19 protein-coding genes and 1 pseudogene are annotated in these 18553 nt (G+C 72.4%); 12 read left to right on the forward strand and 8 right to left on the reverse strand.

All coding sequences use genetic code 11. The annotated features are described in order from the left end of the window. Positions 1 to 24: 24 nt before the first annotated feature. Positions 25 to 624, forward strand: a complete 600-nt coding sequence (locus tag HEP81_RS35825) for an Rv1733c family protein (protein WP_037653866.1) — start codon at positions 25 to 27, stop codon at positions 622 to 624. Between the two features lie 63 nt (positions 625 to 687). On the opposite strand, the gene HEP81_RS35830 is transcribed toward HEP81_RS35825, so the two are convergent. Together HEP81_RS35830 and HEP81_RS35835 are read right to left on the reverse strand one after the other, a co-directional pair. Further along, a complete protein-coding gene (locus HEP81_RS35830) occupies positions 688 to 1299 on the reverse strand; it encodes a CBS domain-containing protein (RefSeq protein ID WP_037654027.1) in 612 nt (203 codons plus the stop codon). Positions 1300 to 1358: 59 nt separating this feature from the next. Next, positions 1359 to 1817 (reverse strand): Crp/Fnr family transcriptional regulator, encoded by a 459-nt coding sequence (locus HEP81_RS35835; RefSeq protein WP_037653867.1) that lies wholly within the window; start codon positions 1815 to 1817, stop codon positions 1359 to 1361. Between the two features lie 428 nt (positions 1818 to 2245). On the opposite strand from HEP81_RS35835, the gene HEP81_RS35840 reads away from it, so the two are divergent. Together HEP81_RS35840 and HEP81_RS35845 are read left to right on the forward strand one after the other, a co-directional pair. Further along, on the forward strand, positions 2246 to 2539 hold the full coding sequence (locus HEP81_RS35840) for a hypothetical protein (RefSeq protein ID WP_037653869.1): 294 nt from the start codon (positions 2246 to 2248) through the stop codon (positions 2537 to 2539). A gap of 101 nt (positions 2540 to 2640) precedes the next feature. After that, a complete protein-coding gene (locus HEP81_RS35845; RefSeq protein ID WP_037654028.1) occupies positions 2641 to 3597 on the forward strand; it encodes an IS481 family transposase in 957 nt (318 codons plus the stop codon). A 33-nt stretch (positions 3598 to 3630) separates the two neighbouring features. Here the strand turns inward: HEP81_RS35845 and HEP81_RS35850 are convergent, their stop codons facing one another. The 4 genes from HEP81_RS35850 to HEP81_RS35865 are packed head-to-tail and all read right to left on the reverse strand — an operon-like array spanning position 3631 to position 6344. Next, on the reverse strand, positions 3631 to 3993 hold the full coding sequence (locus HEP81_RS35850) for an STAS domain-containing protein (RefSeq protein WP_037654029.1): 363 nt from the start codon (positions 3991 to 3993) through the stop codon (positions 3631 to 3633). 58 nt (positions 3994 to 4051) lie between these two features. Beyond that, positions 4052 to 4990, reverse strand: a complete 939-nt coding sequence (locus HEP81_RS35855; protein WP_051850050.1) for an ADP-ribosylglycohydrolase family protein — start codon at positions 4988 to 4990, stop codon at positions 4052 to 4054. Between the two features lie 22 nt (positions 4991 to 5012). Next, on the reverse strand, positions 5013 to 5960 hold the full coding sequence (locus HEP81_RS35860; protein WP_037653871.1) for a M56 family metallopeptidase: 948 nt from the start codon (positions 5958 to 5960) through the stop codon (positions 5013 to 5015). Positions 5961 to 5966: 6 nt separating this feature from the next. Continuing rightward, a complete protein-coding gene (locus HEP81_RS35865; RefSeq protein ID WP_037653872.1) occupies positions 5967 to 6344 on the reverse strand; it encodes a BlaI/MecI/CopY family transcriptional regulator in 378 nt (125 codons plus the stop codon). A 158-nt stretch (positions 6345 to 6502) separates the two neighbouring features. Here HEP81_RS35865 and HEP81_RS35870 point away from each other — a divergent pair, with 158 nt between their 5' ends. The 4 genes and pseudogenes from HEP81_RS35870 to HEP81_RS35885 all read left to right on the forward strand — a co-directional run bounded on the left by HEP81_RS35870 (position 6503) and on the right by HEP81_RS35885 (position 10858). Further along, complete coding sequence (locus tag HEP81_RS35870) at positions 6503 to 7087, forward strand: TerD family protein (protein WP_037653873.1); 585 nt, start codon at positions 6503 to 6505, stop codon at positions 7085 to 7087. A 101-nt stretch (positions 7088 to 7188) separates the two neighbouring features. Beyond that, a pseudogene (locus HEP81_RS42415) lies at positions 7189 to 7746 on the forward strand (TerD family protein); the annotation flags it as partial. A 713-nt stretch (positions 7747 to 8459) separates the two neighbouring features. Then, positions 8460 to 8822, forward strand: a complete 363-nt coding sequence (locus tag HEP81_RS35880; protein ID WP_037653875.1) for an ArsR/SmtB family transcription factor — start codon at positions 8460 to 8462, stop codon at positions 8820 to 8822. A 302-nt stretch (positions 8823 to 9124) separates the two neighbouring features. After that, a complete protein-coding gene (locus HEP81_RS35885; protein ID WP_220511517.1) occupies positions 9125 to 10858 on the forward strand; it encodes an LCP family protein in 1734 nt (577 codons plus the stop codon). Between the two features lie 35 nt (positions 10859 to 10893). Here HEP81_RS35885 and HEP81_RS35890 read toward each other — a convergent pair whose 3' ends face one another. Continuing rightward, positions 10894 to 11763, reverse strand: a complete 870-nt coding sequence (locus tag HEP81_RS35890) for a class II glutamine amidotransferase (RefSeq protein ID WP_037653876.1) — start codon at positions 11761 to 11763, stop codon at positions 10894 to 10896. A 235-nt stretch (positions 11764 to 11998) separates the two neighbouring features. Between HEP81_RS35890 and HEP81_RS35895 the strand changes: the two genes are divergently transcribed. Next, complete coding sequence (locus HEP81_RS35895) at positions 11999 to 12502, forward strand: lamin tail domain-containing protein (RefSeq protein ID WP_078967268.1); 504 nt, start codon at positions 11999 to 12001, stop codon at positions 12500 to 12502. Between the two features lie 79 nt (positions 12503 to 12581). On the opposite strand, the gene HEP81_RS35900 is transcribed toward HEP81_RS35895, so the two are convergent. Further along, the gene (locus HEP81_RS35900) at positions 12582 to 13475 is read right to left on the reverse strand and encodes a TIGR01777 family oxidoreductase (protein WP_037653877.1); all 894 of its coding nucleotides are present in this window, start codon (positions 13473 to 13475) and stop codon (positions 12582 to 12584) included. Positions 13476 to 13701: 226 nt separating this feature from the next. Between HEP81_RS35900 and HEP81_RS40945 the strand changes: the two genes are divergently transcribed. The 4 genes from HEP81_RS40945 (at position 13702) to HEP81_RS35915 (ending at position 18535) form a co-directional block, all read left to right on the forward strand. Next, positions 13702 to 14367: a ScbR family autoregulator-binding transcription factor gene (locus HEP81_RS40945; RefSeq protein WP_037653879.1), complete on the forward strand. Its 666-nt coding sequence runs from the start codon at positions 13702 to 13704 to the stop codon at positions 14365 to 14367. 116 nt (positions 14368 to 14483) lie between these two features. After that, on the forward strand, positions 14484 to 15323 hold the full coding sequence (locus tag HEP81_RS40950) for a class I SAM-dependent methyltransferase (protein WP_037653880.1): 840 nt from the start codon (positions 14484 to 14486) through the stop codon (positions 15321 to 15323). 183 nt (positions 15324 to 15506) lie between these two features. Then, positions 15507 to 17663 (forward strand): MMPL family transporter, encoded by a 2157-nt coding sequence (locus HEP81_RS35910; protein WP_037653881.1) that lies wholly within the window; start codon positions 15507 to 15509, stop codon positions 17661 to 17663. Between the two features lie 158 nt (positions 17664 to 17821). After that, positions 17822 to 18535: an LmeA family phospholipid-binding protein gene (locus HEP81_RS35915; protein WP_037653882.1), complete on the forward strand. Its 714-nt coding sequence runs from the start codon at positions 17822 to 17824 to the stop codon at positions 18533 to 18535. The last annotated feature ends 18 nt before the right edge of the window (positions 18536 to 18553 follow it).

Below are 18553 nucleotides of genomic sequence, written 5' to 3' on the forward strand. Positions count from 1 at the left end.
CCGGCGCGAGAGGAGGCGGTGACGATGAGGACACCTGCCACGACGGTCAGGCCGGTACGGCTGTGGCGATGGCGGCGCAATCCGCTGCGCCGGCACAGCGATGCCGTCGAGGCCTGGATCGTCCTCGCCACCTGGGTGCTCGTCCTCGTCTGCGGCGTCGCCGCCGGTCTTCTCGCGGCCCAGGCGTCCGCCGCGTCCTACACCGCCCGGCTCGCCCAGGTGCACCCCGTCACCGCCGTGCTCACCGACCCGGCCGCCGCGACCCCGGCCGCCGGCACCGGCTACGACGACGGGCGGGTGTGGGCGCCGGTGCGCTGGACCGACGCGGACGGCTCGGTGCACACCGACCGGGCGAAGGTCGCGTCCGGCGCCCCCGCGGGCAGCAGCGTCACGGTCTGGACGAACCACGCCGACCATGTGGTCGCCCCGCCGGTCACCGGCGCTTCGGCCGACCTCCAGGCGGCCCTCACCGGCGTCCTCGTCGGCCCGTCGGCCGGCGCGGCCCTGTGGTGCGCGGGCTGGCTGGTCCGGGGCCGGCTGATCCGGCGCAGGATGGCCGAGTGGGACGAGGAGTGGAAGCAGATAGGGCCGCGCTGGGGGAACCTCAGCGGTGGCCGCGGCTGAACTCCTCGGCCTCTTCGGAAGACGTGCTCAGCCGCTGCGGAAGGCAGGCTCAAGACGGCGTGCTCAGCCCTCCGCGAGATAGCAGTCCACGCCCACGACGCCCTCCACACCCCGCACCATGCGCACCGCGAGCGGGATCCGCGTGCCGTCCGTGACCTTCCCGGTCAGCGTCACGACCCCGTCGACCACCACGACGTGCAGCGGCTCGACCGGCGCGGGGAACAGCACGTCCAGCACCTCGCGCCGGATCTCGTCGGCCAGTTCACGGTCCTCGCGCAGGAACACCTTGAGCAGGTCGCCCCGGCTGACCACGCCCTCCAGCACCCCCTCCGCGGTCACCACCGGCAGCCGCTTGACGCGCTTGAGCGCCATGATCCGGGCCGCCTCGGCGAGCGTGGCGTCGGCGTGCACGGTGACGGCGGGCGTGCTCATCAGGTCCTCCGCGGTCACCCCGCCCGCCTTGGCCAGGTCACCCAGGCGGCGCCGCTGGGTCATCCGGTCCGGGTCGCTGTCCCGGAACTCCTCCTTGGGCAGCAGATCCGCCTCGGAGACCACGCCCACCACCCGGCCGTCGCCCTCCAGGACCGGCAGGGCGCTGACGTTCCACTGCTCCATCCGCGCCACGATGTCCTTGAACAGGGTTGTACGCCCCACCGCCACCGCCGCGCGCGTCATCACGTCGCCGACCCGGCTCGGGCCCCCGGCACGGGCCTGTTCGGCGGGCTGCCGGGCGGTCACTCGGCGCTCCCGCTGCCGTAGGGCGCGTAGAGGTCGAGCAGCCGGACCCGGGAGGCGTGCAGCCGCTGTGCGACCACCCGGCCGACCCAGAGCGCGATCGCCCTCCCGAACTCCGGGTCCTCCTCGCACAGCGCGAGCACGGAGGCGGCGTCGAACTCCCAGGCCCGCACCGGGCTCATCGCCTCGGCGCCCAGCTGCCAGATGTGCGGCGGGAAGTGCCAGGACCAGCCGACCAGTTCGCCGTGCCCGAGGGTCTCGATGACGGCGGGACGGCGGCCGGGTACGCGCAGGTCGAGGGCGATGGTGCCGGTGCGCACGATCCAGAAGCGGTCGGCGCGCCGCCCCTCCTCGAACAGCCGGGTGCCGGCCTCGAAGGAGACCTGGCGGGCGAGGCTCATCAGCCGATCGCGCCGCACGGGGTCGAGCGCCGTGGTCATGGTGGTGGCGGAGGTCATCGCACCGGCTCCCTTCCTGGGGTGGTGATCCCAGCGTGGGCGCGTCCGCCCGGCGCCGCCACAGGTCGCCCGGACCCGGGCGGGGGCCTTTCGGCCCAGGCGCGGGGGCGTGCGCCGGGGCCGAGATGTGAAGGGCGAGCCGGGACGGAAGGGCGGGAAGGGCCACCCGCTTCTCGCGGATCCGGATTGCGCGGTGCACGGCTCCCGGCCGCTTCTCCGCGTCTCAACGGCTCTTCCCGCCACTACCAGCACACCACGAGAACCGCCGGTTCACCAGTGCCGTCCGGTTCCGGGGCGCCTCGACACGGGGGGCCGTACGGCCCCAGCCGTATCCCGCCGAGATGGCGCACCATAGAGGACAAGCGCATGGGGATATAAACACGCAAACCCGTCATGGGGGCGTGGAGCGGAGAAGAGAGGCTGAGAGCATGGTCTTCGCATCTTGGACCACCCCCGGGGTCTTCACCGGCCGGGGCGGCGCCCGCACGGTGGAGGCGGGCATCCTCACCGGCGACCTGACCGTCCACACCACCTGGGACGGCCGCAGGGCCGATGTGGCGGTGCAGTACAGCGGCACCTCCCAGTGGTTCACGCTCAGCGGCAGCCCGGTGTCCTGCCGCTCCGAGCGCGCCAGCCGTGACCTGCACCAGGAGGTCGTCGAATCGATCAGGGCGGGCGCCGAGGCCACCGTGCCCCAGTTCCATCAGACCGCCAGCTCCTAGGTGTATTGATCACGAGCGTTGTTAACGCGGGCCGGTCTTGATCGTGGCGAAGGCCTCCGTGTGTGGTGGAGGTGTCGAATCTTCACCGCACGGAGGCCTTCGTGTCCCACCGTAATGCCCGGCTGACCGTTCACGGCAGGCGGCTGCTCGTCGAACGTGTCCACTCCGGCCGTCCCGTCGCCCACGTCGCCGCGGAGATGGGCATCTCCCGCCCCACGGCCCACAAGTGGATCCGGCGCTGGCAGGCCGAAGGCGAGAGCGGACTCATCGACCGTTCCAGCCGTCCCCGCAGGACACCGCACCGGACCGCAGCCGCCACCGAGGCGCAGGTCTGCAGGCTGCGGCGGGACCGCAAGCCGGGCCCGGCACGTATCGGACCGATCCTGGGCCTGCCCGCCTCCACCGTGCACCGCATCCTCACCCGGCACGGCCTGAACCGCCTGGCCCACCTGGACCGGCCGACCGGCCAGGTCATCCGCCGCTACGAACGCGACCAGCCCGGCGAACTCCTCCACGTGGACGTCAAGAAACTCGGCCGGATCCCCGACGGCGGCGGCCACAAGGTCCTGGGCCGCCAAGCCGGCCGGCCCCGACGAAGCAGCGTGGGCTTCGACTACGTCCACTCCGCCGTCGACGACCACAGCCGCCTGGCCTGCAGCGGGATCCATCCGGACGAAAAGGCCGACACTTGCGCAGCCTTCCTCCGCCGGGCCGCAGCGTTCTCCGCCGCGTCGGGCATCACCCGCATCGAGCGAGTCCTGACCGACAACGCCTGGCCCTACCGCAAAAGCTTCGCCTGGCGTCAGGCCCTGGCCGACCTCGGCGCGGCCGGCAAGCTCACCCGCGCCTACCGGCCGCAGACCAACGGCAAGGTCGAACGCTTCAACCGCACCCTGCTCGACGAATGGGCCTACCTGCGGCCCTACACCAGCAACACCGAACGCACCGCCGCCCTGGCAGACTTCCTCCACACCTACACCCACCACCGCTGCCACACCGCCCTCGGCGGCCACCCACCGATCAGCCGTGTGAACAACGCTTCAGGTCAATACACCTAGCGCCGTACCCGTACACCGGCACGGCCGGCCGGGTCAGGCGTCCAGTGCCGCGGCGACGCTCGGGTAGCAGCGGATCAGGCCGGTGAGCCCGACGATCTCCAGGGTGCGGAGCACCGGTCTGCGCACCCCGGCCAGGCGCAGCCAGCCGGCCGGTGCGTGGGCCTGGTGGGCGGCGATGAGGACGTTGATGCCACTGGAGTCCATGAACCCCACCCCGGCGAGGTCGGCGACCGTGCGCGGGGTGTCCGCGGTGGCCGCGGGCATCAGCGCGCGCCGCAGGACGCCCGCCGTCCGGTGGTCGATCTCACCGGTCACCGTGACGACGACGGCCCCGTCCAGCGGTGCCCGGCCGACCGCCAGCCCGTCCGGCTCCAGTGGTTCGTCGATGCTCGCCATGTCCGTCACCCGTACCTCGGCCCTGTTCGAAGGTTCCGCCGGCTCCCTGCCCGGCCGCTCACCGGCCACCTGCCCCGATTTCCCCGGACGATGCCGCACCGGTGCCGCCCGGCAGTGGCTCCCGGCGCTCCAGCCAGGCGCGCGGTACGGCCGTCACGCCGGTGCGCGCGGCCACGATGCCCCCGGCGATGGCACAGGTGGTGTCCACGTCGCCGAACCCCTCCGCCGTGGTCCACAGGGCGGCCACCAGGTCGCCGGGGTGGCGGGCGGCGCACCACACGGCGAACGGCACCGTGTCGTCGGCGCGGATCCGCTGCCCGTTGCCGAGCAGGTCCGAGGCGCGCCAGGGCTCGGTGGCGAAGGGCACCTCGGCGGCGCGGGCCAGCCCCTCCCGGACCGTGCCGTCCGGGGTCAGGGCCGCCACATCGACGATGGTCAATGTGCCGCGCGCCGACAGTGCGGCCGCGACCGCCACGGCGACCGCTCCCGCGATGCCCTCGGGATGGGCGTGGGTGACCTCCGCGGAGCGCGTCGCCTGCGCGACGACCCGGGGGAGACTGCCGTGGAAGAACGCGCCGAGCGGGGCCACCCGCATCGCCGCGCCGTTGCCGAGGCTGCCCTCGCCGCCGAACAGCTCGCGCGCGAACTCCCGCCACCGGTCAGGAAGTTCGAGCAGACGCGGCAGCAACTGGTGCATGCCGTGGCCGTATCCACGGGCGGGATCGGTGTCGTAGCCGAGTGCGAAGGACAGGGCCAGTTCGCGCGGGCGGATCTCGCCGTGTTCCTCCAGCACCCGCAGCACGGCGAGGGCCATCGCGGTGTCGTCGGTCCAGTGCCACGGCGATTCCTCGGGGGCCTGCCGGGCGCTTATCTCCCGCAGGGCCCGGCGGGGTTCGCGGAAGAGCGGGAACCAGCGTTCGCCGAAGGCGTCGCCGAGCGCCAGGCCCTCCAGGCTGCGGCGGGCGGCGGCACGGTCCGTGGTCGCGGTGACGGTCATGGCCCCGATTGTGCCCGGCGGGTCACAGCGGTGTGGCGGCGTGCAGCAGAAACGCCAGGGTGAGCGCGGAGTTGGCCGAGAACATCGCGGACAGGGCGGCCCCGGTGGCCGCGGTCCACACCGCGAGACCGGCCGTCGTGAACAGGGACGGCCAGGCGCGGGCGGCGGGTTCGGGGCCGAGCAGGGCCGCGACCCGGCGGGGGAGCGGCCCCGGCGCGGCGAGCGCGGGCAGCGTCGGCACGGGCGCGGGTCCGGTGGCGGATCCGGTGGCGGCCAGCGCCGCCCTGCCGATCGCGCGGGCCACCACCCGGCGGCTGCCCACGGCCCGCGCGGCCTCCTCGTCCGCCCAGCGCTCCGCCGTGTACGCCACCGCCGTGCGCAGCGGCAGCAGGAACGGGTTGGCGCAGGCGGCGAGTTGGACCAGCAGCAGATGGCGGTGGTGCCGGGCGGCGAGATGGGCCCGCTCGTGCGCGAACAGCGCGCGGCGCTCCCGCGCGGCCAGCGAACCGAGCATCCCCCTGGACACCACGATCCGGTCCCGCCGTCCGCCCGGCAGCGCGTAGGCGTACGGCGCCGCGTCCGGCAGTACGGCCACCTCGGTGCCCGGTAACCCGGCGAGCGCCCGGTGGGCCCGCCGCCGTACCCGTGCATGGCGGGCCAGGGTGCGGCCGCCCGCGGCGAGGACCGCCAGCAGCGCGGGGATCGCGGCCTTGCCCGCGATCTCGTGCCGGGGCACGCTCGCGCGCACCTCCGGGTCGGACCAGCCGTCCGGCAGCGGATTGCCGGGCAGTTGGGCGGTGCCGACCACCATCAGCAGGGCCAGGCACACCGTGCTGCACAGCGCCAGCACGGTGGAGACCGATGTCAGCAGCACGGTCGCGGTGCGCGGATGCAGCCGCTGCTCGGCCAGCCGGGCGATCGGCCAGGCCGTCAGCGGCAGGACCAGGGGCAGGAAGACGAAGATTCCCATGTGCGCTCAGTCGTCGCCGGATTCCAGCAGCTCGCGCAGCAGCCGCTCGTCGCCCTCGGGCAGCGCGGTGATGAAGCTGGCCAGCACCGCGTGCCGGTCCTGCTCGCCGTCCAGGACCCGGCGCATCTTCAGCGCGGCCAGGCCCGCCTCGTCCGCCGCCGGCAGCCAGACGAAGGAGCGCCCCTCGCGCCTGCGGGTGACGGCGTTCTTCGCCAGCAGCCTGCCCAGAACCGTCATCACGGTCGTATAGGCGAGCCCGGCGGCCAGATGGTCGCGCACCCAGCCCGCGGTCACCGCGCCACCGGCCTCGTGCAGCGCCGCCAGCACCCGTGTCTCCAACGCCCCCTGCGCTCTGCGCCGACGGTGCGCGTCCGGCTCCGCCACCCGCGTTCTCCCTTCCTGCGTGCCGTCTGTGTGCCTCAACCCCTCGTGCCGAAGGAGCGTCACATCGTACAGAGCGGACCTGCGGCGGCTTTCTTCTACAGTGTTGTAGATTCGCACCGGCGAACCGGTGAGGGCGACGAGAGCAAGGGAGCGGACCCGTGTCGGTCAACCTGAGCAAGGGTCAGCGGATCAGTCTGGACAAGGCGGACGGCGGCGCACTGGACGCCGTACGGATGGGCCTGGGCTGGCGGGCCGCGCCACGCAAGGGGTTCCTGGCCAAGCTGGCCGGCACCCGGGAGATCGATCTGGACGCCTCCGCGCTGCTGTTCGCGGGCGGACAGCTCGCGGACGTCGTCTTCTTCCGCCACCTGGCCAGCGACGACGGCTCGGTACGGCATCTCGGCGACAACCTCGTCGGCGGCGCGGGCGCCGGGAGTGACGACGAGGTCATCCTGGTGGACCTGGCGCGCGTGCCGGGCCATGTCGACCAGATCGTGTTCACCGTCAACTCGTTCACCGGGCAGACCTTCGGCGAGGTGCAGGACGCCTTCTGCCGGCTGGTCGACGAGCGGACCGGCACGGAACTCGCCCGCTACACCCTCAGCGGCGGCGGCGCGTACACGGCGCAGATCATGGCCAAGCTCCATCGCACCGGCACCGGCTGGCAGTTGCAGGCCCTCGGCGCACCGGCCTCGGGCCGCACCTTCCAGGACCTGCTGCCCGCGATCGCCGCGCATCTGTGACCCTTCTTGATCAAATCATTGCGCGCGTGTGGAACCGGTGACGGACGGAACACGTTGATCATCATGGACGCGGATTCCCGCGGTGTCTCTGGAGGACATGCATGAGCACGACCCTGACCAAGGGCGGCAATGTGTCGCTGAGCAGACAGGCCCCCGGTCTGACTGCCGTGACGGTCGGGCTGGGCTGGCAGGCGGAGGACGGCTATGAGCCGGACGGCAGCGCGCTGTTGTGCGCCGCCTCGGGCCGGGTGCTCTCCGATGAGCACTTCGTCTTCTTCAACAACCCGAGCAGCCCCGACGGTTCGGTCCGGCACGAAGGCCAGGGCCGCCCCGTCGGCGGGGACGACCAGCGGATCAGGATCGACCTCACCCGGCTGCCGGACGCCGTGGAGAAGGTCGTCTTCCCGGTCTCCCTGTACGACGCGGCGGCCCGCGGGCACACCTTCGGACAGGTGCGGCGCGCCCATATCCGGGTCCTCGACCAGGACGGCGACACCGAACTGGCCCGCTACGAGGTGACCGGCGGCGCCCTCGCCCACGAGACGGCACTGGTCCTCGGCGAGCTGTACCGGCACGGCGCGGAGTGGAAGTTCCGCGCGGTGGGCCAGGGTTACGCCTCCGGGCTCGCGGGCATCGCGAGCGACTACGGGGTGACGGTGCTGGGGGAGGCGGCGGCACCGGAACCGGCGCCGCACAAGCCCCTGGCGCCGCCCGCCCCGCCACCGGCGCCCGTACCGGTCCCGCACGCCCCCGCGTCCGCCGTGTCCCCGCATCCCACCGGGAGTTCCCCCATGACCTGTTTCTTCGACCCCAACCACGGCCCCGGTGTGACGACCGTGACCTGGTCCCCGCAGTGGGGCGTGCCCCGGCCCGTCCAGACCTGCGGCGCCTGCGCCCAGCGGGTGCAGACCACGGTGCCGCCCTTCTACACCCCGCCCCAGCAGGGCTACCCCCAGCCGGTGGCACCGGGCTACCCGCAGCAGGGCTACCCCCAGGGCTATCCCCAGCAGGGCTATCCGCAGCAGGGGTACGGGCAGCCGTACGACGACCGTGGGCACGACTACCACCACGACCACGAAGAGCGCGGCGGCGGCCGCCGGTTCGGCACGGGCGCGCTGATCGGCGCCGGCGCGGCCGGACTCATCGGCGGCGCGCTGCTGAACGAGGCGTTCGACGACGACGAACCGGACGTCGTCAACAACTTCTACGAGGACTGAGGCCCGCCCCGAGCGCCGTGCGCCGCCCGGCGCACGGCGCGCCTTCGGCCCCGGCGGCGGTCCGTTCCCGGCCTCGGACCGCCGCCGGGGCCGGACGCCTACACTGGGTCGGCGCATATGCGTCGGCTGTGCTGAGGGCGGGACGGGAGAGGATCGTGACGGACAACGCCGGGGGGTACGACGATCCGCCCGCCGAGGTGCTGACCGAGGCCGCCGCCGCGTTCGGACTGCTCGCCTCCTCCGCCCGGCTCCATCTGATGTGGGCCCTGTCCCAGGGTGAGAGCGATGTCACGCATCTCGCCGACCGGGTGGGCGGCGCCCTGCCCGCGGTCAGCCAGCATCTGGCCAAGCTGAAGCTCGCCGGACTCGTCCGCTCCCGCCGCGAGGGCAGACGGCAGGTCTACTACATCGACGATCCGGACGTGGTGACCCTGGTACGGGTGATGGTCGGCCAGCTGACCGCCCGCGCCCGGCACACCGCCGCCCCCGTTCGCCGGCTGCACGGGATCGGCGGCTGAGCGTCACCGGTCCTCCCGGCCACCGGGCACCCCGGCCCAGGTAAGAGCGCTCGCCTGTACGCTCCGCTCACAGACGGGGCGCGTAGACTCCGGCTGCCGTACCACCCCACCCAGGGCTCGCCGGTGCGATGAGATGCCTCACCTGTGAATCTCGTGTGCATCCCTGCTGTTCCGAGTCATTTGTTTGTTAGATTGCGCAACTACGCAATCGAGGTGGGGTGGTGTGTCACCGCCTCGTACACCACCGCGCATGCCAGGCCGCAGCGTCGACGGCCCGGCCCGACCGTTCAGGGGAGTGGGAGATGAGCGACCCGTGGGACGGGCCGGCCGGCCAGACCACGCGCCGCCGTGACCGGCGGGTGCCCGGCCAGCGGGCCCCCGAGCCGGGGGCGGCACATGCCGAGGCGGCGCCTTCCGAGGCCCGCCCCCAGGGCGGCCGGGCCGCGGCCCGTGAGGCGGCCCGCTCCCGCGGCGGAAAGCGCGCCCGCAGGGGCAGGGCCCGCCCGGTGCCGCGCGCCAAGCGCGTGCTGAAGATCGCCGCGATATCGCTGTCGACGCTCATCGTGGTCACCGCCGGGGCCGGCTGGTGGTTCTACGACCATCTCAACGGCAACATCCACAGCCTCTCCCTCGACGGCAAGGGCGGCACCGAGAAGCCCGACGCCTTCGGCCGCACCCCGATCAACATCCTGGTGATGGGTTCGGACGGCCGGACCAGCGCGGCGGACTGCAAGCTCGGCGGCGGCTGCTCGCACACCGGCGTGCAGACCGGCAGCAACGCGGACGTGGAGATGGTGGTGCACATATCCGCCGACCGCTCCAACGCCACTGTGATGAGCATCCCGCGCGACACCATGACGCAGGTACCGGCCTGCAAGAACCCCGAGAACGGCCAGTCCACCCCGGGCTACTTCGGCCAGATCAACAGCGCCCTCCAGTACGGGCCCGCCTGCCAGGTGGAGACCGTCCACCAGCTCACCGGCATCACCATCGACCACTTCGTCAAGCTCGACTTCTCCGGCGTGGTCAAGATGTCCGACGCGGTCGGCGGCGTCCCGGTGTGCGTCAGCGACAACGTGTACGACACCTACTCGCATCTGAAGCTGTCCAAGGGCACCCACACCCTCAAGGGCGTCGCGGCCCTGGAGTTCGTGCGCTCCCGGCACGGCTTCGGCGACGGCAGCGACCTGGGCCGCACCATCTCCCAGCACATCTTCCTCAGCTCGATGATCCGCAAGTTCAAGAGCGCGGGCACCCTCACCGACCCCGGCGCGGTCTACGACCTCGCGGACGCCGCCACCAAGGCGCTCACCGTGGACGACGGCCTCGACACGGTGAAGAAGCTGATCGGGCTCGCCTCGGACGTCAACAAGGTCCCCACCAAGCGGATGACCTTCACGACCATGCAGACCGCCGCCGACCCGGCCGACGACAACCGCGTGGTGGTGGGCCCCGGCGCCAAGACGCTCTTCGCCACCATCGCGGACGACCAGTCCCTGACCACCGGGTCCGGCGGCAAGAGCGCGGCGGCCTCCGCCACCAAGAAGGCCACCACCCCGAGCGTGCCCGCCGCGCAGATCGCCGTGACGGTCGAGAACGGCACCGCGGTCACCGGCCGCGCCTCCGCCATCGCCACCGCGCTCACCGACCAGGGCTTCAGCTCCGGTACCACCACGGCCAACGCGTCGAGCCCGTCGGCTACCACCACGCTCACCTACGGCGACGGGCAGAAGGGCGAGGCCCAGACGGTCGCCAAGGCGCTCGGACTGTCCGGCTCGCATCTCAAGCAGGGCACCGGCACCGGCCTGACCCTGGTCATCGGCGGCGACTGGGCCTCCGGCACCACGTTCCCGGGCGGCTCCGCCGGGACCGCCGACACCAAGACCGCGGTCTCCAACGCCCATGCCTCCACGGCCGACCAGGCCAAGGCGTGCGCCAAGGTCAGCCCGTACAAGACCGTCACCCTCAACGGGATCTCCATGACGCCGTCCGAGGCGTACGCGGAGGCCAGGAACAAGCCGGACTCGGACTCCTGACCCCGGACTCCTGGCCCCGGACTCCTGGCCCGCCGTCAGGAGGGCCGCTGCGAGGCCGCCGCGTCGGGGCGCAGCTCGGCGAGGGTGAGCGGATGCGCCGGCGGATCGGGCAGCGCGATACGGGACGTGACACCGAGGTCGCGGCCCACGCGCAGCAGTTCGCCGGGCGCCAGCGGCCGCCAGTGCGCGCTCTCGTCCATGGGCTCGCTGGCCACGACGACCGACGACAGCTCGGCCAGCGCCGCCGAGTGCACCCGCAGCCGCCCGTGCCGCCCGGTGTGGTCCAGATGACGTGACCCGTGATGACCGCCCGCGGGCCGCTCCAGGACGTACAGCTCATGGGTGTCCGGGTAGCGCAGCGCCCACAGTTCGTCGGCCGTGACGAGGATGACGTTCAGCGCGAACAGCGGCAGATTCTCGGCGACCCAGCGGGCCGCCGTCACGAGTCCCGCGGACACGTCACCGCCGTTCGCCTCGGTCTCCCGGGTGACGAGGGCGAAGAACCGTTCGGAGTCGGTGTCCCCGTGCACCAGGGCGCGGTCCTCGCCCAGGTGACGGTCGAGCAGATCGAGCCCCTCGATCACCCCGTTGTGCGCGAACAGCCGCCCGCGCTGCTCGAAGGGGTGCGTGTTGCGCATGTCCAGGCCGCCCGTCGAGGCGTACCGGATGTGCGCGAGGAAGGTGGCCGACTCCGCGTCCCGGGCCTCCTCGGCGAAGGCCCGGTCCTCGTAGGCGGCGATCGGTGCCTTGTGCACCTCGGGCGTGCCGTCGGCCGCGTAGTACCCGAGGCCGGTGCCGTCCGGCTCGCGGTGGCTCTGCGCGCTGAGGCTGTCGGGCGCCTCCAGCAGCCAGAAGGTGGCACGGGTGCGCCGGGGAGCGCTGGTCAGCCCGAACAGACGGCACACGGGATCCTCCGAGGAGACGGCGTCTTCCGAACAAAAGGTCAATCCGTTCATACCCCAAGCAAAAGGAAGATACCGGTAGGAGGGCGCAAGAGTCATGGGAACCTGAAGGAACCGCAATGCATCTCGTTTTCCACCCGGAATCCCCTCGAAGCGCTGCACAGTGTGGGGGTGCGGCCACCCGGCCGCCACCAGCACTACGCACCATGCACAGCACCATGCACAAAGGGGGACCTCTGTGTCCGTTTCTGTTCTCACGACCGTCCGTCGGCTGAGCGCCGCCACCGCCGTGGCGGCGGCCGTCGTCGGCGCAGCGGCGCTGCCCGCCGCGGCCGCAGGCCACCACTCGGGCCGCTCGCACGGCGTGGTGTACATCAGCAATGTGCGGTACGACAGCACGGGCCGGGGGGCCCGTACCAATGTCGCGCTGAACCAGCAGTGGGTGGCCCTCACCAACGACTCGCGCCGGGCGGTGAACCTCAACGGCTGGTCCCTGTCGGACGCCGCCGGGCACACCTTCACCTTCCACCACTACTCCCTCGGCGCCCGCGCCACGGTCCGCGTCCACACCGGCGTCGGCCGTGACACCCGGTCCGACCTGTACCAGGACCGGCGTTCCCAGGTCTGGGACAAGTCGGACACCGCCAAGCTGCGCAACGACCGCGGGCGCCTCGTCGACCAGATCTCCTGGAACCAGCACCGCGCCACGGGCCACCCGCGCCAGGGCGGCGGCCGCCACTGAACCATGGCCGGCTGAGGTGAACCAGGCGGGCGGTGCGCGGCTCCCGGAGCGGCGTACCGCCCGTCGGTGTGACGGCGGTTCAGAGCACGGACGCCAGGGCCTGTTCGAAGGTGGGGTGGCGGAAGGCGAAGCCCGCCTTCGTCAGCGCCGCCGGGACCGCGCGGGTGCTGTAGGTGAGGGTCGTCGCGAACTCCCCGAGCGCGGCGCGCAGCGCGAAGGCGGGGGCGGGGACGACGGCCGGGCGGTGCAGGAGGCGGGCCATCACCCGGGTGACCTCGCGTTCCGGCAGGGGTTCGGGGGCCGTGAAGTTGACCGGCCCCGACAACTCGTGGTTGTCGAGGGCGAATCGCAGCGCCGCGATGTGGTCGGTCAGTGAGATGAACGGCCAGTACTGCTCCCCGGATCCGATCCGCCCGCCCAGTCCCAGCCGGAACAGCGGCATCATCCTCCCGAACGCCCCGCCCTCGCCCGCGACCACCAGTCCGGTCCGCGGATGCACCACGCGGATCCCCGCCTCCCGGGCCGGTTCGGCCGCGGCCTCCCAGTCGGCGCAGACGGACGCCAGGAAGTCGTCCCCGGGTGGCGCGCTCTCGTCCACGATCCGCTCGCCCGTGTCCCCGTAGTACCCGGTCGCGGACGCCGACACGAGCACCCGCGGCGGCGCCTCGGCTCTGGCGCACGCCCGCGCGATCGCCCGGGTCCCCCGCACCCGGCTCTCCCGGATCTCCCGCTTGTACGACGCGCTCCACCGCCGGTCCCCGACCCCGGCCCCCGCCAGATGCACCACCGCGTCCACCCCCGTAAGCCGCGGCCCGTCCCCGGCCGGATCCCAGCTCACCGCCTCGTCGCCGTCCCCCGGACCGCGGTCCGAGCCCGCCCGGACGAGCCTGACGACCTGATGGCCGTCCCCCGAGAGGGAGCGGACGAGGGCGGAACCGATGAGCCCATGGGACCCGGTGATCGCGACGCGCATGGCGTCCTCCTGGGGCGGCGAGATGGTGCGGTGTCTCCCTGGATTCAAACCCGGACCGGCCCGGTTCGCGGCGCACGCCATGGGTTTTCCCGCGCGTGTTCTCGAACCCCGTGTCCCCCTCGCGGCCCCGGAGTCCCGGATTCCCCAACGGCCCGCGTGGACCCGGTGGTAGAGAGGCCGTGGGGTAGGCTACGGATTGGTTTAACGTTCAGCTTGAGGAGGGTCCATGGCTCAGCAGGAGCGAGCTGTGCGGACCCGACGGGCTGTACTGGAGGCCGCCGCCGGGGTGTTCGCCGAGCGCGGTTATGCCGCCGCGACCATCGCCGAGATACTGAACCGGGCCGGTGTCACCAAGGGCGCGCTCTATTTCCATTTCGACTCCAAGGCCGCCCTCGCCCGAGGGGTGCTGGAGGAGCGGATCTCGGCCGAGTACCACGTGCCCCGGGAGCTGAAGCTCCAGGAGTGGGTGGACGCGGGGATGACCTTGGCCGACCGGCTGCCGCGGGAGCCCCTGCTGCTCGCCGCGGTCCGGCTCTCGGCCGACCTCCAGGGGCGGGACGTCTTCGGCAGCGCCTGGCCGGCCTGGGCCGAACTCACCGCGTCCCTGCTGGTGGAGGCCAGGGCCAGGGGCGAGGTGCTGCCGCATGTGGTGCCGGAGGAGACCGCGCAGGTCTTCCTCGGGGCCTGGATGGGGGTGCAGTTCGTCTCGCAGGCCGTCGCCGACTGGGCCGATCTGGACCAGCGGATGTCGGCGCTCTTCGACCATCTGCTCCCCGCCGTCGCCGCCCCGTCCGTCCTCGTCCGCCTCGACACCGCCCCGGATCGCGGTGCGCGGGTGATCGAGGAGGCCCGGCGCCGGTCACGGGCCGCGCTCGCCGGCGCCTCCAGCTGAAACGTCACGGCCCGGTCGCCCGCCGGCCGACCGGCTTCCTCCCCGCATTGCCTCCGGCCCGAGCCGCTTCCTCTGACCCCCTTCACCCCGACCGCCCCCGCAGGAAAGGCCGTCACGTGACCTGGGAGTGGGACGAGACCCTGTTCGCCGGGGCGGCCGAGCACTACGAGCGCGGCAGGCTGCCGTACGCCCCCGGCCTGGTGCCCCTGCTCGCCCGCGAGTTGTCCGCCGGCGGCCGGGGCCGGCTGCTCGACGTGGGCTGCGGTCCGGGCACCGTCACCGTCCCGCTGGCCGCCCTGTTCCGTGAGACCGTCGGCATCGATCCCGACCCCGGGATGATCCGCGCGGCCGAACGCCGGGCCACCGCCGCGGGGACGGCCCGGCGGATCCGCTGGGCACGGCTGCGCGCCGAGGAACTCCCGGCCGGGCTCGGCCAGTTCGACGCCGTGGTCTTCGCGCAGTCCTTCCACTGGACCGACCGCGCCCGGGTCGCCCGCACCGTCCGCGCGATGCTCAGGCCCGGCGGCGCGCTGGTGCACCTCGCCGACCTCAAGGGCGAGCGCCGGACGGCCGGGGGATCGCCGTACCCCGCCGTGCCCCACGAGAGCGTCGTCGCGCTGGTCAAGGAGTACCTCGGGCCCGTCCGGCGCGCCGGACGCGGGCTGCTGCCCCAGGGCACTCCCGCAGGCGAGGCCCGGATCCTGGCGGAGGCGGGATTCCGCGGCCCCGAGCGCCATGTCGTACTCGGTGGCGAGGTGTTGGAGCGCAGCACCGACGACGTCGTCGCCTGGACCTTCTCGCACTCCTTCGCCGCCCCGCACCTCTTCGGGTCCTGCCTGGACTCCTTCGAGACGGACCTGCGCGGGCTGCTCGCGGCGGCCTCCCCGGCGGGGCGTTTCGCCGAGCGGGCGCCCAGTACCGAGATGTTCATCTGGCGGAATTCCGGACCGGTTTGATCCGCTTGTGACGCGCTGCAAGCCACGGGAAATTCGGTGCGAAAAACGTATCGTCGGTCACTACGATGTGATCCCTCAGACAACTATTCGACCGGCCCCTCGGACTGGGCCGGTCGGGGTCGCCGATGCCAGGGACCGCTCCCCGGGCTGCGGTGATCTTCCTGCACAGGAGGACCCTCCCGCATGTTCCGACGTATTGGCGCTGCCGTCGTCCGGCATCCGGTCTGGACGATAGTGGCATGGCTGATCGCCGCGGTGGCGATCGTCGCCACCGCCCCAGGCCTGCCCTCCAACAGCGACGAGAGCAGTTTTCTGCCCAAGAGTTACGAGTCGATCCAAGCCGCGGAACTCCAGCAGAAGGCGTTCCCCAGCGCCTTCACCCCCTCCGCGATCGCGCTCTACCAGCGCACCGACGGCGGCCGGCTGACCGCCGCCGACCAGAAGGACATCGCCCGGATCACCACCGAACTGGGCGAGAAGAAGATCGATCAGGTACAGAAGGTGGTCCCCGGCCCGCCGTCGAAGGACGGCAGGTACTCCCTGACCCTGGTCCAGATGGACAGCAAGAACGCCGGCCAGCCCAAACAGGCCGACGCGGCCAAGACCTTGCGCGCCGACGTCAAGCAACTGGCCAGGGGCACCCATCTCGACGTCCGGCTGGGCGGCTCCGCCGCGCAGGCCCTCGACCAGCAGGACTCCTCCAAACGCGGCCAGGCGCTGATCGGCATCGGCACCTTCGTCATCATCCTGGTGACCCTGCTGATCATCTTCCGGGCACCGATCCTGGCCGTCCTGCCGCTGGTCCTCATCGGCCTGGTCTCGGCCGTCGCCAACGGGCTGATCGCCTACGCCACCAAGCTGTTCGGGCTCCAGGCCAACAGCTCGATCTCGTCCATCCTGATCGTGGTGCTCTTCGGTGTGGGCACGGACTACTTCCTGTTCCTGATGTTCCGCTACCGCGAACGCCTCAGGGCCGGTGACGAGTCCAAGGAGGCCATGATCAACGCGGTCGGCCGGGTCGGCGAGGCCATCGCCTCGGCGGCCGGCGCGGTCATCATCGCCTTCCTCGCGCTGGTCCTGTCCACCCTCGGCTTCCTCAAGCAGATGGGCCCGGCGCTCGCCATCGCGGTCGCCGCCACCCTGGTCGCGGGCCTCACCCTGATCCCGGCCGTGGTCTCCCTGATCGGGCCCAAGGTCTTCTGGCCCTCCAAGTCCTGGCAGAAGGAGCCGGAGAACGCCCGGTTCGCCGCGCTCGGCCGCGCGGTGCGCCGCCGCCCGGCGCTGGCCGCCGTCGCCTCCGGCCTGGTCCTGCTCGCGCTGTCGGCGGGCACGCTCGGCTACAAGGCCACCTTCGACCTGGCCTCGGGCTCCATGCCCAAGACCAAGGAGTCCATGGTCGTCCAGGACCAGATGCAGAAGGCGTACTCCGCGGGCGCCGCCGCGCCCACCGACGTCTACCTCTCCAGCACCGACGGCAAGCCGCTCGACAAGAGCCGATTCACCGGGTACGCGCACAAGCTCGGCACGGTCGACGGGGTCGCGAGTGTCCGGATGAGCCAGCTCGACAAGGACGGCACCACCGCGGACTTCACCGTCACCCTGACGTACGAGGCGTCCACGGACCAGGCGATCGACGCCGTGCAGCGGGTGCGCGACACCGCCCACGCCGACGCGCCCGCCGGCACCGAGGCGCTGGTCGGTGGCATGTCCTCGATCTACAAGGACATCGACACGGCGGTCAACCACGACTACCGCACGGTGTTCCCGGTCGCCGCCCTCCTCATCATGGTCATCCTCGGCCTGCTGCTGCGCAGCGTCGTGGCCCCCTGGTACCTGATGGCCTCGGTGGGCCTCGGCTTCGGCGCCACCCTCGGCGCCACGGTGTGGATCTTCCAGAAGGGGGAGGGGCACTCCGGTCTGATGTTCATGCTCCCGGTGATCATGTATCTCTTCGTGGTCGCCATCGGCACGGACTACAACATCCTCATGATCGCCCGGCTGCGGGAGGAGGCCCGCGAGGGCCGCGATCCGCGCGAGGCCGCGGGTCAGGCCCTGAGGCACGCGGGGCCGACCGTGGCCGCGGCCGGCTTCATCCTGGCGGCGACCTTCGCCACGATGATGCTGGCGGGCAACGCGCTGCTCACCGAGATGGGCTTCGCGGTCTCCTTCGGCATCGCGATCGCCGCGTTCGTCATGGCGATGTTCTTCACGCCGAGCCTCACCGCGCTCATCGGCCACGCGGCCTGGTGGCCGGGCCACGGCGACCGGGCGGCACAGACCCCCGACACCGTCCCCGCGCGGCCCGCGGACGACCGTGACCCGGCGGGCCACGGCCGCTGACACCGGGCACGGGGCACCGGGCTCCGCTCCACGGGGGCACACCAGGGCACCGGCCCGGGTGTGCCCCCGCTGCTCCCGGCGGCCCGCCCGTGGTGCATGATCAAGGGCGCACGCGGGGGGCGTGCGGATCAACTCGACGTACCACAGGGGGAATTGGGATGAGACGAAGATGGGTGAAGGTACTGGCGATCACGGTCGTGGTGCTGGCCGTCCTGTTCACCGTCGCCGACCGGGTCGCCGTGCACTACGCGGACAAGGAGGCCGCCCGGCTCGCCGAGCAGAAGTACGGCTACGGCAACTCCACCGACAGCAGCATCGATGTGTCGATCAAGGGCTTCCCCTTCCTGACCCAGGCGTTCGCCCAGGACTTCGACCATGTCGCCCTGACGGCCGAGAACTTCACCGTCGACACCACGAGCAACGCGCAGGGCGGCTATCTCGGCGTCGAGCGGCTCCGGCTCGACCTGCACGGCGTGACGGTGACCTCGCTGACCGCGCGCAGCGCCGAGGCGAACCTCGTCACCGGCACGCTGACCCTGTCGTACGACCAACTGTCCGGCGTACTCACGCGGTTGGGCGGCACCGGTGGTCCCGTCAACGTGGCGCAGGCACCGGGCTCGGACGGCCAGGCGGCACGGGTCAGGATCAGCGGCACCGTGGGCGGCCGGCAGGCCGACGGCACCGGCACGCTGCTCGCCCAGGGCAACGAGATCTCCCTCAGCACGCCCGGAGCCGAACAGCCCGCGGCCACCTGGCGCGTCGAACTCCCGGAGAACGTCGGCTTCAGCGCCGCCCGCGCCACCCCGGACGGCGTGCAGATCGACATGATCGGCCATCTGGTGAATCTGGGCACCTCGCGCTTCTCCCGCTGACCGGCCCCGGCGGTGTTT

The sequence above is a fragment of the Streptomyces griseofuscus genome, assembly GCF_014673495.1.
GTDB lineage: Bacteria > Actinomycetota > Actinomycetes > Streptomycetales > Streptomycetaceae > Streptomyces > Streptomyces murinus.

Bases quoted from the DNA above. Each gene is read 5' to 3' on its own strand.
- HEP81_RS35825 (WP_037653866.1), top strand. From the start codon at position 25: ATGAGGACACCTGCCACGACGGTCAGGCCGGTACGGCTGTGGCGATGG.
- HEP81_RS35830 (WP_037654027.1), bottom strand. From the start codon at position 1,299: ATGACGCGCGCGGCGGTGGCGGTGGGGCGTACAACCCTGTTCAAGGAC.
- HEP81_RS35835 (WP_037653867.1), bottom strand. From the start codon at position 1,817: ATGACCTCCGCCACCACCATGACCACGGCGCTCGACCCCGTGCGGCGC.
- HEP81_RS35840 (WP_037653869.1), top strand. From the start codon at position 2,246: ATGGTCTTCGCATCTTGGACCACCCCCGGGGTCTTCACCGGCCGGGGC.
- HEP81_RS35850 (WP_037654029.1), bottom strand. From the start codon at position 3,993: ATGGCGAGCATCGACGAACCACTGGAGCCGGACGGGCTGGCGGTCGGC.
- HEP81_RS35855 (WP_051850050.1), bottom strand. From the start codon at position 4,990: ATGACCGTCACCGCGACCACGGACCGTGCCGCCGCCCGCCGCAGCCTG.
- HEP81_RS35860 (WP_037653871.1), bottom strand. From the start codon at position 5,960: ATGGGAATCTTCGTCTTCCTGCCCCTGGTCCTGCCGCTGACGGCCTGG.
- HEP81_RS35885 (WP_220511517.1), top strand. From the start codon at position 9,125: ATGAGCGACCCGTGGGACGGGCCGGCCGGCCAGACCACGCGCCGCCGT.
- HEP81_RS35900 (WP_037653877.1), bottom strand. From the start codon at position 13,475: ATGCGCGTCGCGATCACCGGGTCCCATGGGCTCATCGGTTCCGCCCTC.
- HEP81_RS40945 (WP_037653879.1), top strand. From the start codon at position 13,702: ATGGCTCAGCAGGAGCGAGCTGTGCGGACCCGACGGGCTGTACTGGAG.
- HEP81_RS35910 (WP_037653881.1), top strand. From the start codon at position 15,507: ATGTTCCGACGTATTGGCGCTGCCGTCGTCCGGCATCCGGTCTGGACG.
- HEP81_RS35915 (WP_037653882.1), top strand. From the start codon at position 17,822: ATGAGACGAAGATGGGTGAAGGTACTGGCGATCACGGTCGTGGTGCTG.